Here is an 18299-nt window from a genome sequence, read left to right as displayed (position 1 = left end):
ACTACACAATATACGTCAACACAGGTAGCGAACCAACGGAACTAAGTAGTAAAAGACGTCATTCATTAGTCGAGGAAACACCTAAACCTCGATAATCTTTGACCCAGAGCAAGAAATCCTCTGGCGCTAACGGCCTGCTAAAAAAGTAACCCTGCACGCGATCACAGTTCATATCCGCTAAGATATTCAATTGCTGTTCAGTCTCAACACCCTCAGCTACCACAGGTAAACCCAAGCCACTACTCATGCTAATTGCTGCTGAAATAAGCGCACAATCTTCGGGATCTGAAGCAATATCACGTACAAATGTTCTGTCTATTTTCAATATATCAAATGGGTAGTTTTTTAAATTACTGAGGGATGAATAGCCAGTACCAAAATCATCCATCGCGATACCTATTCCTATTTCCTTAAGCGCCTCTAGCGTTCGCTTAGCTTCCGCAGGGTTCCTAATCAGCAGACCTTCCGTTACCTCTAAGATTAAGCTCTCAGGATTAAGATTCGCATCCCCTAGCGCTTGCTCAATCACAGCACCCAATCCCTCTCCATGTAACTGCCTAGGAGATACGTTGATTGCTAAACTCAGGTCATACAGACCATAATCTCGCCACTTTGCTATCTGCGCACACGCGGTTTTTAGCACCCAATTCCCTATTGGCACAATCAAACCCGTCTGCTCAGCTATACCGATAAACTGATCTGGCGATACTGAACCTAACAACGAATTATTCCAACGTAACAAAGCCTCGACCCCAACCAATTTCTTGGTTTGAGCTTCAACAATAGGTTGATAGAACAAAGAGAACTCTTGCTCTTCCAATGCCGACTTCAACTGAGTTTCCACCTGCATGCGCATTGTAAGGTTTTCATGTATCTGGTGATTGAAAAATCTGTACGTATTGCGTCCAGCCTCTTTAGCTTGATACATAGCCAAATCAGCATTACGTAACAGAATAGCTCCATCCTCGCCGTCTTCAGGGAAAATAGATAACCCTATGCTAGGCGTAACCGCCAGACTATGGCCCGCCAACTCAAACGTTTCAGAAAAGGCATGCTTAATTTTGTCCAATACAGGGAAACAATCAGCCTGCTCAGATATGGCTGGCATGATAATTAAAAACTCATCCCCGCCTAATCGCGCAACTACATCTGATTCTCGGACGGTATTCAGCAGCCTAGAAGCCGCCATAATTAATAACTGATCACCAATATCATGACCTAGAGAGTCATTCACATTTTTAAAGCCATCAAGATCGATAAACATGACCGCTAATTTATGCTGCAATCGGCGAGCATTACTTACCCCCTGCGCTAAACGATCCATTCCAAGCGTCCGGTTTGGTAACTCAGTCAGTGCATCATAGCTAGCTTGATACAGTAGTCTCTGCTCCTGCTCTCGTCGCTCAGTAATATCTTCCTTAATAATCAAATAATGGGTGGTATCCGCTCCACTGGTTGCCACAGGAGACAGATGAACAGATTCCCAGCAACTCTCACCCGACTGACTCATAGAGCACAGCTCACCACCCCACTCTTTATCGCTATTGATAGCCCGAGAAAAGTCATTAAACGAAGTTTCTGGAGTCTGCTGTTTATTAATAAGGGATATTGCACTTTTCCCAAGCAAATCGACTTCATCAAAGCCGGAGGCCTGAACAACAGCATCATTCACATACTCGATCAGACCTCTGGCATCTGTAATGATAATACTGACAGGAGTTTGAGATACGGCCAAAGAGAGTACTTTTATTTCTTGCTGTATTTTCGCTCGTTCAACAACCTCTTCACGAAGTCTAAGGTTAGACTCATTTAGTTCTTTCGTTCGTTCTCTAACTCGCTCTTCTAAAAATAAGCGAGCTTGAGTCAACGCTGTTTGTCGGTCAGCGAGTTTCTCCTGCATTGCATTGAAAGATCGAGCTAGAGCCGTTAGTTCGTCATGCCCAACCACATCGACTTTATGCTCAAGGTCCCCATTGGCAATTCTAGAAAATGCCTCACGCATGCGATTTAAACGCAAAACAAGGTAGCGAGAGAACAGAATCATTAAGATGATAGCTACCAACATTCCAACAAACGAAATCATCAAGAAACGTTGTTGTTGCGCCTCCAATTCTGCAACCGCCTCGCTTATAAATCCATCAGTTGAAATCTCGATCTGAGTAACAAGGATCTCTAATTCCTTTGCGATGACATTAAATCGCGGTTGAGACTCAAACTGAGACAGCCGGAAAGCATCAGCTATCTTGCCATCTACCGCAGACTGAATAACTTGATTAAGGGTTGATTGCAATCGCTGCCAATTGTCGTCAATTGATCGAATCTGCCTGTCATGCCCTTCGCCAAATTCATCAATAAAGGCACGCCAATTACGCTCAAACAACTGGATATCAGCCGATAATTTTTCCGATGCCGCTGTAAGTGCAAAGAAATCACTCTCAACATGCAAGTTAACTTCGGTGACTCGGATACGATAGATTAAGGATTGAAGTGAATTTACCTGAACCAAGGGTTTTACTGCTTGATTCTGAATATCTTGCTGCTGTTGAGTAGATTGCTGAGCAATTTGCTTAGCAACAGATAATAAAACCCCAACAAATAGTGCCATCAAAACGACACCGAAAAGTAATTTACGCTGAATAGTTAGCTGATGCTTTTTACTATCAATAAGAGCCAAAATAATCCTTAATGGACAGTTGGAAATAACGCTTTCATTTTAAGCCAATATTTAAGTTGCTGCTCTCGGCCATATCGTTCTGTAATCTGATCCCACTCTTGGGCTGTTAAACGCATAGCCTCTTGTGCCGACTGCTCGCCTTTCGCCGCAAGAAACAGATTTTTATTAAGCGCAGCAATATACTCCCTATCCCCAGGCAATCCCGTCCCTGCAGGCACAGTTACGGGAATTTCTTTAATAGCTATATCTAATACTTGCTTACCGTACGTAGCCTGAATGGACTCAGACTCAAAGTGATTAGCTCGGTAAGGATCAGCAAACCCTCCTTTCTCCGATAAAGCAAGTTCAGATATATCAGGGTCGGTTAACCACATTGCAAATAAAAACGCTAACTCTTTGTTCTCAGCAGTACGCGGAATCACTAGGTTATTGCCATAGATAAGCGTAGTACGACGGTTAACTATATTACCAACTTGAGTTCCTGGCATTGATACAGCTATATATTTCTCTCGCACTTTAGAATGAGGGGAATTAAAAATTTTCGCCCCAGCCAAGGTAATAATGGTCGAATAACCTTTACCACTCATAAAAATCGGCAAGGTATAGGTGTAGTTGCTGGTGTGATTAAGAATATCCGGTGGGGAATAAGGTAAAGTCGCTAAATAGCTCTCAGTCGCTGCATGACCAGCTTCACTATCGATCAATGGCTTCATAGTGTCATCAAATAAGTATTGATTTGGAAAGGCTTGCGAAACGTATCTGGGCATCCAGAACATCCACGCAGAAGCCTCATCGCGCTGTTCAACAGAGCCATAAAACTCGGACTCTGGTTGATGAAAGAACTCCACCTGCCTTTGATACTCTAGCCATGTTTTAGGTACTTGTAGCGGTTCCTTAAACTGATCTTGATAGGACTGTTGATTCTCTGGATTTTCCAATAGATCTCGACGGAGATATAACAAAGCAATATCACCATCCGCAGGGATCGCAACAGGGGTTCCCGCATAAAAAGCTTGTTTTTTTGGCATTAAAAAAGTTTTGTTTTGAGTACCAACTAATTCAAAACCAAACCGTTTAATAAAAGGAGAGAGATCAACAATCAAGTTATTGTGAAATAGATCAGCATATTCTCTATTTCGAGCAACAGTTAAATCGACATCAGAATGATTCTGAATATAGTCAATTGAAGCTTGCTGAGGCATTGTTTTAGCATCAATTAGTATACCTGTTGCCGCTTCCCATTGATTTTTAAGGTTATGATTTTTCCCCAAAAAATTGGCTACATTTCCCTGCTTTGCAACCAAACGAATCACCGAGTCAGATGCTATACTGCCTTGTGTTACCAGCATTTTTACACCTTCAATCGCTTTATCAGCTTGCTCTCCTGCAATTGATAAAACCGACACTAATGTAAGGGAAAAGATATAAACAAAGGACCTAAAAACGGATTTCAACTCTCAACCCTCTGGTTTAATTGCTATACACATAAAGTTATCATAGATAATCCATTTAGTTTGGCCACATTAGTTAACAATGAGTTGGATACTGGAAAACAATGGTTTCATCATTGAAGCTATTATTATGGGAATAATTATTGTGTATGTTGGGCTTAAAATCTAATCCCAACGCTCTATTCCTCCCTCATTAGTTTCGCAAACCTAAGTTCATATGCTTTTATAGGATGTACTCGCATGATTTACGGCAAAATAACGAAACGTTCTAAATATTTTCTTTCGCCCTTAGTTTTTACTGCGGCTTTAAACGTTTCAGCTAACGATCGTTCTGAATTACCAGAATTTACTGAAGAAGACATATTTATTGATATTCCTCAGGTAATTTCCGCGACACACCTGTCACAGAAACTAACAGAAGCACCTGCAGCGATTACAATTATTGATCAAGACATGATCGAAGCCTCTGGCGCATTAAATATTCCGGACCTATTTCGCCTAGTACCTGGCATGCAAGTATTTCATGTAAACACTAACAAGATGGGGGCCACCTATCACGGTATAACTGACGATTTCCCATCACGCATGGAAGTCATGATCAACGGTCGTTCCATTTATATCCCATTACTATCTACTGTAGTGTGGGAAACGGTAGGAATAACTATGGACGATATTGATCATATCGAGGTTGTTCGAGGGTCCAACGTCCCCACACATGGTTCCAATGCTTTTATTGGCGCTATCAATATTATTACTAAGTCACCTATAGCCGACTCAGGAACGACGGTAAAAGTCACAAGAGGTTCGATAGGCACAAAAAACTATACGGCGCGTCATTCCAATACAATCTCAAATATTAGCTACACACTGTCAGCAGGCAGCGAGAAAAATGACGGTATTGATTACTATCAAGATGGTGCCCATAACAAGTTCTTTACGCTTTCAGGCTCAATAACCCCTAACCTCTCCGACACTATACATTTTGATATAGGAGCTTCTAACGGATACGCATATCGAGGAGATTCGGATAAAACTGATCTCAACGATGCAGGTTTTTCTCCTAGAGACCACAAATCCAATTTTCAAGATATCCGATGGAATAGAGTATTAGACAATCAGTCAGAACTGCAACTACGCTATACGCACAATTATTTGAAGCTTGACACTGAAAACCTCAATGCTGAAGAAGTCGCTATCATCGAAGAATTATCATCAGTTGAAATAGCAGAGTTATTGCTTGCAGCTAATGATGGTGTTGCTCCAAAAGATACCGAACGAGGCACAGCAGAGACCCATGAAGTGGGGGTTCTGTACACTATTCGCCCAAATGATAATACCAGTGCCGTAATAGGCAGTGACTTTAAACATGAGCGCATAAAAAGTAACGTCTTACTGCAATACCCAGACAAAGATTGGGTCCATGGAAACAGCTGGCAGCTTTTCGGAAATGTACAATACAAGGCGACCGATAAAATCACCCTGAACGCAGGCGCTATGTTCGAAGAAAGCAGTTCTGTAGGCGGAGCAACGTCATTTAGAACAGCCCTAAATTATGCCCTGAATGATGTATCCACTATCAGAACAGCATTTTCTCGCGCACATCGCATGCCTTCTCTATTGGAAACTAATCGTCGAGGAATTCTAGATCTAAGCCCTTTTGTAGACCCTCTCGCTCCCAAAGGCACATTAATCGATTACAAAAGCATACCAGGGAAACTAGAACCTGAAGAGATCGATTCATTTGAGATTGGTTTTTTACGTATGTGGCCAGAACATGGTAGTCATTTAGACCTTAGAATATTTTATGAAGACATTAGTAACGCCGTTATTCGTAGTTCAAGAATAAATCCAGACCCTTTAAACATTGACCTAGTCGATGGTCTCTATGATATCGGGATAAACAACTCTAAATGGACGAATCAAGGTGCTGAAATCCAGCTTAAGCATACATCTCTAGAACCCCATAAAAGCACAATTTTGTTTAATTATAGTTACAACCAAACCCGAGGCACTTGGAATCGCGGAGCATACCCAGAAGCGAACCCAAGGTTAGTACCACTCAACTCGGGCACTCCTTTACATACAGCATCACTTTTGCTTTCAACAAAGCCGACTAATGACAGTTTATTAGCATTAACGCATTACTACATGGATCACGTCGAATGGATAGAAGGTTTCAGCGACAAAAACAGTGGTCGAACAAATTACACACGAACAGATATGAAATTATCGAATAGCTTCCAACTAGATACTGATACTGAACTGGAACTTTCCTTGATTGTTCAGAATCTATTCGATAAAGAATATGCAGAATTCTATTCAAATAACATTTTTGATCGTCGCTCCTACCTACAAATGGGACTGACGTTCTAAGCCAATAGACTGCAACGGATTGTAGATGTGTTGATTAAGAGCTCTACTACACTGCACAAAAAAAAGTGGCGGATTATTCCGCTGCTCAGTGCTTTGTTTGCTCTAATCTTGTCCATCCCCCCTGTTTTCGCAGATAACCTGGTTGTTTTAAGCCGTTCATCAGACTCTTACCAAAAAGTTGCGGACAGCATTCAAGCCAATACTTCCTCACTTACTAAAGTGGTTACCTTGCAAGATTTGGAAGATAACAACTTTAATACCGAGGGCTTTCAACATATTGTTGCTGTTGGTTCACGAGCAGCGGATCGACTTTATAATCGAATTACACCCTCACAAAAGCTATACGCAAGCTTTCTTCCACGCCTAACTTATCAAGCTTTACTGGCAAGAAAGAAAGACCAGACTCGGATTCAGAATGGAACAATAACAGCCGTTTATCTAGATCAACCTTATACTCGGCAACTTCGATTAGCTCGATTAATCGCTCCTAACGCGAAGACTATTGCTACGGCACTAGGTCCTAATTCGAAGAATGATCTTCCATTATTAGAAGAAGCTGCGAAACAGCAGCAACTAAAGCTAAGCTCAACCGTGTTACAAGAAAGCGACAATCCAATCCATAAATTGCAGCCACTTATTCGCAATGCAGATCTTTTCTTGTCCCTACCAGACAAGTCGGTTTTCAACCGCACAACTGCGAAATGGATTCTATATATCTCATTTCGCCAGCGTATTCCTTTAATTGGTTTTTCACAAAAGTATGTGGAAGCAGGAGCTTTGACTGCGGTCTACTCCACACCAGAACAAATAGGAAAGCAAACAGCTGAGGCCATTCAACAAGCGATTTCAGATTCTCGATTACCAGAAGCAAAGCACCCTAAATATTTTTCAGTAATCACTAATAAAAAAGCGGCTAACTCACTAAATATCAAAATACCTTCAGAAGAGGCTCTAACCCGAAAACTGATGGAGCTGGAGCAATGAAACGTAAATTTACATTAGGTATTAGGCAGCGAGTTTTGATCATCACCTTACTTCCGCTGTGCATGATCACTTTTCTTTTAGGCGGTTACTTTATTAACACACGTTTGGATGATGCCCGAGATGCCTTGATCGAAAAAGGCCAAACAATGACACGTATGATGTCGACCTCCGCCGAATTTGGTTTACTAATTGGAAACAAAGAGATTCTTCAAGGTTTAATCAGGTCTGCAACAAAAACAGAGGAAGTAGATGACGTAATCTTCCTTTCCCCAGCCTTTGACGTAATTGCTCAAGGTAACCCTACAGCCCCACCTCTAGATAAAGATGCAGGTTATCCGCTATACAAAAACAATCAGGTCTACTTCCTACATCCTGTGGTCGCTACAGGTGTAGATTTCTTAGACTCCGATGACTCGTCAGCTAAGGAGGCTGAGCCAGAATTTATTGGCTGGGTCGTAATCGCTTTATCAGAAAAACCAACACAATTAAGGCAATTTGAGATATTAACGAAAGGGGTCATTTTAGCAATCATAGGCTTACTGACCACTTTATTGATTGCATCACGATTTGGGCAGCGGATTACAAACCCTATTCTAGGTCTTACCCATGTGATTGAAATGCTACAACATGGCCACCTAGAAACACGAGCCAGCCTATCCAGCACAGGCGAACTCCGCTCTCTCGCACAAGGTATTAACCGTCTTGCGCAACGTGTACAGGAATCAAATCAGACACTTGAAAGTCGAGTTGATAAAGCAACTAAGCGTTTAAGATCAACACTTGTTCATCTAGAGAAACAAAACCAAGCTCTCGATAAAGCGCGTAAAAGAGCAGACAAAGCAAACGTAGCCAAAGACGAATTCCTCGCTCGCATGAGCCATGAGTTACGTACGCCATTAACATCAGTTTCAGGTTTTGCCCGTCTCTTAGACCAAACCGAACTGCAAATGGAGCAGCAAGAATACACCAGAATTATCAATCTAACCTCTGATCTATTACTCTCAATCATTGACGATATTTTGGATTATTCAAAACTCGAATCTAACGCTATTGAGTTAGAAGAGATATCTTTTGAGTTTGAGAGCTGCGTTATAGATGTGATGGAAATGCAGGCAGCCACAGCGAATGAGAAAGGCATAGAACTTATACCAATAATCGAAGCAGATACACCAAAATTCATCATTGGTGATCCGATCAGGTTACGACAAATCCTTTCAAATCTAATCAGTAATGCTGTTAAATTTACGTCAGCAGGGTACGTCTGTTTACATGTATCAACCCGTGAAAGCGATCCTGTGCAGACAGAACTTGAAATCGTTATCAAGGACACCGGTATTGGTATACCGGAAGATAGAATTACAAATTTATTCCAGGCATTTAGCCAAGCAGATACATCTATAACAAGAAAATTTGGCGGTTCTGGGCTAGGGCTAGTTATCGCTAAACGTCTCACAGAACTGATGGGTGGTTCTATATCATTAGCAAGTGAGGAAAACAAAGGTACAGAAGTAACACTAAAAATCCCATTTTCTGCACGACAAAGCCAAAGAGCACAGCATACCTACAAAAGTAAAAACATTATTTTGTTTGATGCTAACCCACTGTGCAGTCAGGGTTTAAAGCATCAACTAAATAGCATGCAGACAAGAATCATTGAGGCTTCATCCTATTCCGAACTATTAAACTTCAGTACTGAGCTACCAGAAAGCACTATCGTATGGGGCCTTCCTCCGCAATATGCCCAGAAAAATACAATTGAACAAATTAATCAAATTATTCAAAAATCTAGTGGCCGATTGATACTCTTAAGCAGCACTCCTGTATCGATTATAAATAACTATCGTGTAGTACAGTTACGCAAGCCTGCTCGGACTCAACTACTTCTAAACGCACTATCTCCAGATTCATACAAACTACCTGAATACGAGACTGCAAACGCCTTACAGATTCTTAACACCCCAACCATTTTGATCGCAGAAGATAATGACTTTAACCGCTTATTGGTGAGAAAAATCCTGACCCAGGCTGGAGCAAAAATACTAGAAGCAAGAACAGGCAGCGAAGCGCTACAGCAAACATTAAAACATCAACCAGATTTGGTATTGATGGATGTGCACATGCCGGAAATGGATGGAATAGAAGCAACGAAGCAAATTAGATTTACGCAGCCAACCTTACCGATTATAGCCCTGACCGCTAACGTAATCGCCAGCGAGCACCAAAAGTTAATAGAATCTGGTATAAGCCATGTCCTATTAAAACCTATTAATGATGGCGACCTTTGTCACTCGATAAACCAATTCCTATCATTAACTAAAAATGATAACGCGCTAATACCTGTTCCGCAAAAAGAAGTCACAGATATAGAGAAATATGACTTAGGGAAGCAAGATCTATCAGAAGAGGTCAAAAAGCAACTACAGGGAATGATGAACGGCTTCGAAAGTAAAGATATAGCGATGATGAGAAATCATAGTCACCAGTTGTTAGGACTAGCAGGATTATTCCAGATCCCAGAGTTAGAAGTCAGTGGTAATAAATTGCATGACGCTCTGATAGAACAAGAGTACAAAACCATATGGAAAGAGTTATGGCAACTGAAGAGAATAATTGAAAATGAGCAATACGATCTATCAGAAGAGCTTTGAAGAAGGCTCGGACTTAATCAAATGATCTAACTTAACAGCTAAGACTCTTATACGCTGTAGCCCTTCTCGGTCATAAATAGCACCGTTTAAGCCTTCCCCTGCAGGCGGGTTCTCATTATCACCAAAAGCAACAATCAAAGAATCTTTCCTGATCTCTTCTAATTCAGGGTCATGCAAAATTGGTAAGGACAAAAACATCTCCCAGCGAGCAACCTCTAAACGCTTTTCCATGAGGTCAACTAGGATTGTCATTACTTCAGTTCTTGAAGGACGATAAGTGGGAGGTTTGCCTAAAGCAAATGCTAAGGCAACACCGACCAGAACAATAAAACTAATGACAAATACGAGTATAAATTCCATACTTTAATGGAGGCTCTCATCAAAATCGTACTGAGCCAATTTAGCAGCCGCTTGTTTTACTTTATCACCCAATTCAGAGTCAACTTGCGCCATTTCCTTTTGAAAGGACCACTTAGCTTGTTTAGGTAGCGCTTTCCACTGTTCCTTAATTGGGATATGTTCAGTACGCTTATAAACCTCATGGATTACTGAGTAATCCGCGTGCTGTAATAACTGAGGCGCTAGAGATTCAAGTAAAGTAGACAAGCGAATACACGCTTCCGTCGTAGTTAACTTCTCATCATTACCTACCGCTCTAGAGATAACCTGTACACTTTCAATCAAATAAGCCCTACGCTCATTATAGCGCTTACTGATTTTCTCAGCCTGTAATGCATGCTCAGCCTTTACCTGTTTAATCTTCGTGTAATGACGTTTAATAAAGAAAATAGCCACTCCACAAATGACTAAGCAGATCGCAATTAATGCAAAAATTAGAGAATCAGACATACAAACAACCTTAGAAACAAATAAATATTCGAAACGATTAAGCCATTAAACACGAGTGCGAAGTGTAGGGGAAATATACGCAAAATCCCATCAAAAGGATTAACTAGATGCTAGATGCTAGATGCTAGATGGAGAGTGTATTTGTTTAGATGGCCACATAAAGCAAAAACCCCTGACCGTTTCCGATCAGGGGTTCTTTAAATAAATGCTTGGCGATGACCTACTCTCACATGGGGAAGCCCCACACTACCATCGGCGATGTTGCGTTTCACGTCTGAGTTCGGGATGGATTCAGGTGGTTCCACAACTCTATGGTCGCCAAGCAAAACTGTTACAACTTAGATCTGATTCTTCTTTTATTTGATCTAGATAAGCTTTCGACTGTAGCTCAACTACGCGCTAATTCGTTACTCTCTATCGTCTTACATATCTTACAAGTCACTTGCCAAACGCCTTGGGCGTTATATGGTCAAGCCTCACGGGCAATTAGTATTGGTTAGCTCAACGCCTCACAGCGCTTCCACACCCAACCTATCAACGTCGTAGTCTTCAACGGCCCTTTAGGGGAATCAAGTTCCCAGTGAGATCTCATCTTGAAGGAGGCTTCCCGCTTAGATGCTTTCAGCGGTTATCCCGTCCGAACGTAGCTACCCGGCAATGCAATTGGCATCACAACCGGTACACCAGAGGTTCGTTCACTCCGGTCCTCTCGTACTAGGAGCAACTCTTCTCAAATCTCAAACGCCCACGGCAGATAGGGACCGAACTGTCTCACGACGTTCTAAACCCAGCTCGCGTACCACTTTAAATGGCGAACAGCCATACCCTTGGGACCGGCTTCAGCCCCAGGATGTGATGAGCCGACATCGAGGTGCCAAACACCGCCGTCGATGTGAACTCTTGGGCGGTATCAGCCTGTTATCCCCGGAGTACCTTTTATCCGTTGAGCGATGGCCCTTCCATACAGAACCACCGGATCACTAGAACCTACTTTCGTACCTGCTCGACGTGTCTGTCTCGCAGTCAAGCACCCTTCTACTCTTGCGCTCATTGCATGATTTCCGACCATGCTGAGGGTACCTTCGTGCTCCTCCGTTACTCTTTGGGAGGAGACCGCCCCAGTCAAACTACCCACCACACAATGTCCCCGATCCCGCTTAGGGAACTGGGTTAGAACCTCAACATTACCAGGCTGGTATTTCAAAGGTGGCTCCACCCTATCTGGCGACAGGGTTTCAAAGCCTCCCAGCTATTCTACACAAGTAATGTCAAAGTCCACTGTGAAGCTGTAGTAAAGGTTCACGGGGTCTTTCCGTCTAGCCGCGGGTAAACTGCATCTTAACAGCTATTTCAATTTCACTGAGTCTCGGGTGGAGACAGTGTGGCCATCGTTACGCCATTCGTGCAGGTCGGAACTTACCCGACAAGGAATTTCGCTACCTTAGGACCGTTATAGTTACGGCCGCCGTTTACCGGGGCTTCGATCAAGAGCTTCGCGCAAGCGCTAACCCCATCAATTAACCTTCCGGCACCGGGCAGGCGTCACACCCTATACGTCCTCTTTCGAGTTTGCAGAGTGCTATGTTTTTAATAAACAGTCGCAGCCACCTGGTATCTTCGACCGGCCTCAGCTTAGGGAGCAAGTCCCATCACCAAAACCGGCGCACCTTCTCCCGAAGTTACGGTGCCATTTTGCCTAGTTCCTTCACCCGAGTTTTCTCATACGCCTTAGTATTCTCTACCTGACCACCTGTGTCGGTTTAGGGTACGGTTAGTCATAACCTGAAGCTTAGAGGATTTTCCTGGAAGCATGGCATCAACTACTTCAGTCCATAAAGGACCTCGTCATCGATTCTCGGTCTTAAAAGAGCCCGGATTTACCTAAGCTCTAAACCTACTATCTTAAACGCGGACAACCAACGCCGCGCTAGCCTAGCCTTCTCCGTCCCCCCATCGCAGTTATGAGCAGTACAGGAATATTAACCTGTTTCCCATCGGATACGCTCTTCAGCCTCTCCTTAGGGGCCGACTCACCCTACCTCGAATAGCGTTGGATAGGAACCCTTGGTCTTCCGGCGGGGAGGGTTTTCACCTCCCTTATCGTTACTCATGTCAGCATTCGCACTTCTGATACCTCCACGGTGCCTTACAGCTTCCGCTTCAACAGCTTACAGAACGCTCCTCTACCATGCACAAAGTGCATCCGTAGCTTCGGTGTTATGCTTAGCCCCGTTATATCTTCCGCGCGGGCCGACTCGACTAGTGAGCTATTACGCTTTCTTTAAAGGGTGGCTGCTTCTAAGCCAACCTCCTAGCTGTCTAAGCCTTCCCACATCGTTTCCCACTTAGCATAAACTTTGGGACCTTAGCTGACGGTCTGGGTTGTTTCCCTTTCCACGACGGACGTTAGCACCCGCCGTGTGTCTCCCGTGATTGAACTCATGGGTATTCGGAGTTTGCATCGGGTTGGTAAGTCGGGATGACCCCCTAGCCGAAACAGTGCTCTACCCCCATGGTTAGACACGAGGCACTACCTAAATAGTTTTCGAGGAGAACCAGCTATCTCCGAGTTTGATTAGCCTTTCACTCCTATCCACAAGTCATCCGCTGGCTTTTCAACGACAGTCGGTTCGGTCCTCCAATGCATGTTACTGCATCTTCAACCTGCCCATGGATAGATCACTCGGTTTCGGGTCTACTCCTAGCGACTGGACGCCCTATTAAGACTCGGTTTCCCTACGGCTCCGCAAATGCTTAACCTTGCCACTAAAAGTAAGTCGCTGACCCATTATACAAAAGGTACGCAGTCACCGTCCGAAAACGGCTCCCACTGCTTGTACGTACACGGTTTCAGGGTCTATTTCACTCCCCTCACAGGGGTTCTTTTCGCCTTTCCCTCACGGTACTGGTTCACTATCGGTCAGTCAGGAGTATTTAGCCTTGGAGGATGGTCCCCCCATATTCAGACAGCGTTTCACGTGTGCCGTCCTACTCGATTTCACTTTAAAAGACCTTTCACATACGGGGCTATCACCCACTATGGCCACACTTTCCAGAGTGTTCTGTTAAATCTAATAAAGCTTAAGGGCTAGTCCCCGTTCGCTCGCCGCTACTTAGGGAATCTCGGTTGATTTCTTTTCCTCTGGGTACTTAGATGTTTCAGTTCCCCAGGTTCGCCTCTAATAACCTATGTATTCAGTTAAAAGATACCTATAAATAGGTGGGTTTCCCCATTCGGAAATGTCCGGATCAAAGGTTGTTTACCACCTCCCCGAACCTTATCGCAGGTTACAACGTCCTTCATCGCCTCTGACTGCCAAGGCATCCACCGTGCACGCTTAGTCACTTGACCATATAACCCGAAGGCGTCTGGAATCACAGTAACTTGTATTGCTAGTAACGATAGATTTCGCCGAATTGGCGCATGCAGTAAAACTACATGTCTTAAATCTAAATCAAATGAATCAAATCCAAATTGTTAAAGAGCGTTTAAAGCAAAAAAGCTTTAAAAGATAATGTCAAAACCGACAATATGTTTTAAAACTCTTCCTTCTCATCCCGAAGGATGATGGTGGAGCTATGCGGGATCGAACCGCAGACCTCCTGCGTGCAAAGCAGGCGCTCTCCCAGCTGAGCTATAGCCCCAAAGAAAACAGTAAGGCTATTATTGGTAGGCCTGAGTGGACTTGAACCACCGACCTCACCCTTATCAGGGGTGCGCTCTAACCAGCTGAGCTACAAGCCTACACCGTTGCTCTTAACTTCTCTGATCAGATAATTCGTGTGAACGCTTGCCGAGAATCGGCTTTCGTTTAAGGAGGTGATCCAGCCCCAGGTTCCCCTAGGGCTACCTTGTTACGACTTCACCCCAGTCATGAACCACACCGTGGTAACCGCCCTCCCGAAGGTTAAGCTAGCTACTTCTGGTGCAATCCACTCCCATGGTGTGACGGGCGGTGTGTACAAGGCCCGGGAACGTATTCACCGCGACATTCTGATTCGCGATTACTAGCGATTCCGACTTCATGGAGTCGAGTTGCAGACTCCAATCCGGACTACGACCGGTTTTCTGAGATTAGCTTACCCTCGCAGGTTCGCGGCCCTCTGTACCGGCCATTGTAGCACGTGTGTAGCCCAACTCGTAAGGGCCATGATGACTTGACGTCGTCCCCACCTTCCTCCGGTTTGTCACCGGCAGTCTCCTTAGAGTTCCCACCCGAAGTGCTGGCAAATAAGGACAAGGGTTGCGCTCGTTACGGGACTTAACCCAACATTTCACAACACGAGCTGACGACAGCCATGCAGCACCTGTCTCAGAGTTCCCGAAGGCACGAAACTATCTCTAGTAACTTCTCTGGATGTCAAGAGTTGGTAAGGTTCTTCGCGTTGCGTCGAATTAAACCACATGCTCCACCGCTTGTGCGGGCCCCCGTCAATTCATTTGAGTTTTAACCTTGCGGCCGTACTCCCCAGGCGGTCTACTTATCGCGTTAGCTGCGCCACTAAAAGATCAAGTCTCCCAACGGCTAGTAGACATCGTTTACGGCGTGGACTACCAGGGTATCTAATCCTGTTTGCTCCCCACGCTTTCGCACCTCAGTGTCAATATCGGTCCAGGTAGTCGCCTTCGCCACTGGTGTTCCTTCCTATATCTACGCATTTCACCGCTACACAGGAAATTCCACTACCCTCTACCGTATTCTAGATTGGCAGTATCAGGTGCAGTTCCAAGGTTGAGCCCTGGGCTTTCACATCTGACTGACCAATCCACCTACGCGCGCTTTACGCCCAGTAATTCCGATTAACGCTCGCACCCTCCGTATTACCGCGGCTGCTGGCACGGAGTTAGCCGGTGCTTCTTCTGCAGTTAACGTCACAGTTGCAAGGTATTAACTTACAACCTTTCCTCACTGCTGAAAGTGCTTTACAACCCTAGGGCCTTCTTCACACACGCGGCATGGCTGCATCAGGCTTGCGCCCATTGTGCAATATTCCCCACTGCTGCCTCCCGTAGGAGTCTGGACCGTGTCTCAGTTCCAGTGTGGCTGATCATCCTCTCAGACCAGCTAGAGATCGTCGCCTTGGTGAGCCATTACCTCACCAACTAGCTAATCTCACGCAGGCTCATCCAATAGTGCAAGGTCCGAAGATCCCCTGCTTTCCCCCGTAGGGCGTATGCGGTATTAGACCAAATTTCTCTGGCTTATCCCCCGCTACTGGGTAGATTCCTACGCGTTACTCACCCGTCCGCCACTCGTCATCAACTAGCAAGCTAGTCATGTTACCGTTCGACTTGCATGTGTTAGGCCTGCCGCCAGCGTTCAATCTGAGCCATGATCAAACTCTTCAGTTTAAATCATTGTTGTTACCAGGAATGTGGTAACGGGCTCTAGTACTAAACAACCGGATAACATTCTTAAGAACGTTAAACCTTTGTAAATCGCTTTAAATGAATTCACTTGGTTGCTTGTCTAGAAAAAGTTTGCTTCTTCTCAACAAGCGCCCACACGAATTATCTGATCAAATTGTTAAAGAGCGTTGCTTTCTTGACTCTCCGCTGACTCAGCGTTTCGTCTCAAGCGAGGCGCATATTCTACTGTGCGCTCATTCAAAGTCAACCGTTTATTTTGCAATTTTGTAAAATTTTTTACTCAGCAACCGGACTTTGAATCCTGCTCCGTAAGCAATCTGAAAAACCAATGTTTTCAATCACTTACTAAGCACCTCGCTTAGCTCAAACAGCCCCGTTTTGGCGGCCTCCCTAAGCAAGGACGGCGAATTCTACAGACATCTGAAAAAGGGTCAACACCCAATCTTAAAAAAAATGAAAAAAGTTGAAAAAAACTTACAAAACACCATAAATCGATCAAGGGTTGATCAGTAGCGTTTAAATAGTAGCCAACAGATACAAAAAAGGCGCTGAGTTTTACCTCAACGCCTTCTTTATTTTCCCTCTTATGACTTAAAGAGAGAATAGATGGTGTTTCTTTTTACCTAGCTTAACTAAGAAGTACTTACCAAAGCGCGCACTTGACTCAGCGAACACCTCTGTCGCTTTCATGTTATCTTCAAAGCCGTGTGCTTTTCCGTTAACAATAACTGCATTTCGCTGTAGCGCATCTTTAACTTGTTTGCCGCCTGGCGCCATACCCGCTTCTGATAAGATAGTCGTTAAAGGCGTTTCAGCCACTTCTTCTGGGTTAATCACAGATGACGGCAAACCGTCCTGAGCAAGCTGCGCGTAATCCTGTTCGCTTAGTTCCGATGTTTCACCTGAGAACAGCGCTTCGGTAATACGCTTAGCCGCAGCTAGACCTTCTTCACCATGAACAAGGCGCGTTACCTCTTCTGCTAGAACGCGCTGACCTTCTGGACGACCTTCGCGCTCAGCATCTTCTTTTTCTAGCGCTTCGATATCTACTACAGGCAAGAACGTGAAGTATTTTAGGAATCGGTATACATCTGCATCTGCTGTTTGTAGCCAGAATTGGTAGAAAGCATATGGAGATGTTTTGTTTGCATCTAGCCAGATAGTGCCCGACTCAGTTTTACCAAATTTGGTACCGTCTGATTTAGTTATAAGCGGTAGCGTCAAACCAAATGCTTGATTGCCATTCATACGACGAGTCAGTTCAGTACCACCCGTAATGTTACCCCACTGATCAGAACCACCGATCTGTAGAGTACAACCATGAGAAGCATTTAACTGCTGGAAGTCATACGATTGCAAAATCATGTACGTGAATTCAGTGAAAGAGATACCTTCACCTTCACGATCAATACGTTGCTTCACTGACTCTTTTGCTATCATCTGGTTAACAGAGAAGTGCTTACCAATATCACGCAAGAAAGTTAGTACATTTACGTTTTGCGTCCAATCTAGGTTATTCACAACTTCAGCACTATTAGCACCACAGTCGAAATTTACAAACGCACTAACCTGAGCTTTAAGCTTCTCAACCCAACCTGCTACTGTTGAATCATCATTTAACTTACGCTCTTGTGCTTTGAAACTAGGATCACCGATTAGACCAGTCGCCCCACCCACAAGTGCAAGCGGTTTGTGACCAAACTCTTGAAAACGCTTTAGCGTTAGCAGTGGTACTAGACTACCAATATGCAAACTATCGGCTGTAGGGTCGAAGCCGCAATAAAGAGTCACACTGCCTTCAGCAAGATGCTTTGCCAAATCTTCTTCGCTTGTCATCTGCGCAACTAGCCCGCGCGCTTGTAGGTCGTTTAATAGTGCTTCACTCATTGCTTTTGCTTGCCCTTTAAATTACGGCTAAAAAATTCGAAGTGGCTATTTTAGCCCTTGCT

General features: G+C 44.1%; 8 protein-coding genes, 2 tRNA genes and 3 rRNA genes. 3 read left to right on the top strand and 10 right to left on the bottom strand.

Annotated elements, in window-relative coordinates; all coding sequences use genetic code 11:
* Positions 1-58: 58 nt before the first annotated feature.
* The gene (locus ACMXYN_RS02205) at positions 59-2674 is read right to left on the bottom strand and encodes an EAL domain-containing protein (protein ID WP_415893298.1); all 2616 of its coding nucleotides are present in this window, start codon (positions 2672-2674) and stop codon (positions 59-61) included.
* An 8-nt stretch (positions 2675-2682) separates the two neighbouring features.
* Positions 2683-4128: an ABC transporter substrate-binding protein gene (locus ACMXYN_RS02200; protein WP_415893297.1), complete on the bottom strand. Its 1446-nt coding sequence runs from the start codon at positions 4126-4128 to the stop codon at positions 2683-2685.
* A 237-nt stretch (positions 4129-4365) separates the two neighbouring features.
* Between ACMXYN_RS02200 and ACMXYN_RS02195 the strand changes: the two genes are divergently transcribed.
* The 3 genes from ACMXYN_RS02195 to ACMXYN_RS02185 are packed head-to-tail and all read left to right on the top strand — an operon-like array spanning position 4366 to position 10130.
* On the top strand, positions 4366-6498 hold the full coding sequence (locus tag ACMXYN_RS02195; RefSeq protein WP_415893296.1) for a TonB-dependent receptor plug domain-containing protein: 2133 nt from the start codon (positions 4366-4368) through the stop codon (positions 6496-6498).
* Between the two features lie 27 nt (positions 6499-6525).
* Positions 6526-7482, top strand: coding sequence for an ABC transporter substrate-binding protein (locus ACMXYN_RS02190; RefSeq protein ID WP_415893295.1), 957 nt, complete (start codon positions 6526-6528; stop codon positions 7480-7482).
* The gene (locus tag ACMXYN_RS02185) at positions 7479-10130 is read left to right on the top strand and encodes an ATP-binding protein (RefSeq protein ID WP_415893294.1); all 2652 of its coding nucleotides are present in this window, start codon (positions 7479-7481) and stop codon (positions 10128-10130) included. Before ACMXYN_RS02190 ends, ACMXYN_RS02185 begins: the two co-directional genes overlap by 4 nt.
* On the opposite strand, the gene ACMXYN_RS02180 is transcribed toward ACMXYN_RS02185, so the two are convergent.
* The 8 genes from ACMXYN_RS02180 to tyrS form a co-directional block, all read right to left on the bottom strand.
* Positions 10116-10490 carry a hypothetical protein gene (locus ACMXYN_RS02180; RefSeq protein ID WP_415893293.1) on the bottom strand — a complete coding sequence of 125 codons (375 nt, stop codon included), beginning with the start codon at positions 10488-10490 and terminating at the stop codon, positions 10116-10118. The two genes, ACMXYN_RS02185 and ACMXYN_RS02180, sit on opposite strands and share 15 nt — an antisense overlap.
* Before the next feature lie 3 nt (positions 10491-10493).
* Entirely contained in the window at positions 10494-10979 is a 486-nt protein-coding gene (locus ACMXYN_RS02175) for a DUF2489 domain-containing protein (protein ID WP_415893292.1), read from the bottom strand.
* 207 nt (positions 10980-11186) lie between these two features.
* Positions 11187-11302, bottom strand: a 5S ribosomal RNA gene (rrf, locus tag ACMXYN_RS02170).
* Between the two features lie 142 nt (positions 11303-11444).
* Positions 11445-14331: ribosomal RNA gene (locus ACMXYN_RS02165) — 23S ribosomal RNA — on the bottom strand.
* 217 nt (positions 14332-14548) lie between these two features.
* Positions 14549-14624: transfer RNA gene (locus ACMXYN_RS02160), tRNA-Ala, on the bottom strand.
* Positions 14625-14647: 23 nt separating this feature from the next.
* A tRNA-Ile gene (locus tag ACMXYN_RS02155) sits at positions 14648-14724 on the bottom strand.
* Between the two features lie 68 nt (positions 14725-14792).
* A 16S ribosomal RNA gene (locus ACMXYN_RS02150) occupies positions 14793-16332 on the bottom strand.
* Together the 16S, 23S and 5S rRNA genes with 2 tRNA genes alongside form the textbook arrangement of a ribosomal RNA operon.
* Positions 16333-16941: 609 nt before the next feature.
* The gene (tyrS, locus tag ACMXYN_RS02145) at positions 16942-18237 is read right to left on the bottom strand and encodes a tyrosine--tRNA ligase (RefSeq protein WP_415893291.1); all 1296 of its coding nucleotides are present in this window, start codon (positions 18235-18237) and stop codon (positions 16942-16944) included.
* Positions 18238-18299 lie beyond the last annotated feature (62 nt).

Origin of the sequence: Neptuniibacter sp. PT8_73, assembly GCF_047778045.1 — a bacterium.
GTDB lineage: Bacteria > Pseudomonadota > Gammaproteobacteria > Pseudomonadales > Balneatricaceae > Neptuniibacter.
Note: the sequence above shows the minus strand (reverse complement) of the source record. Positions and strands in the feature narration are given on the sequence as shown.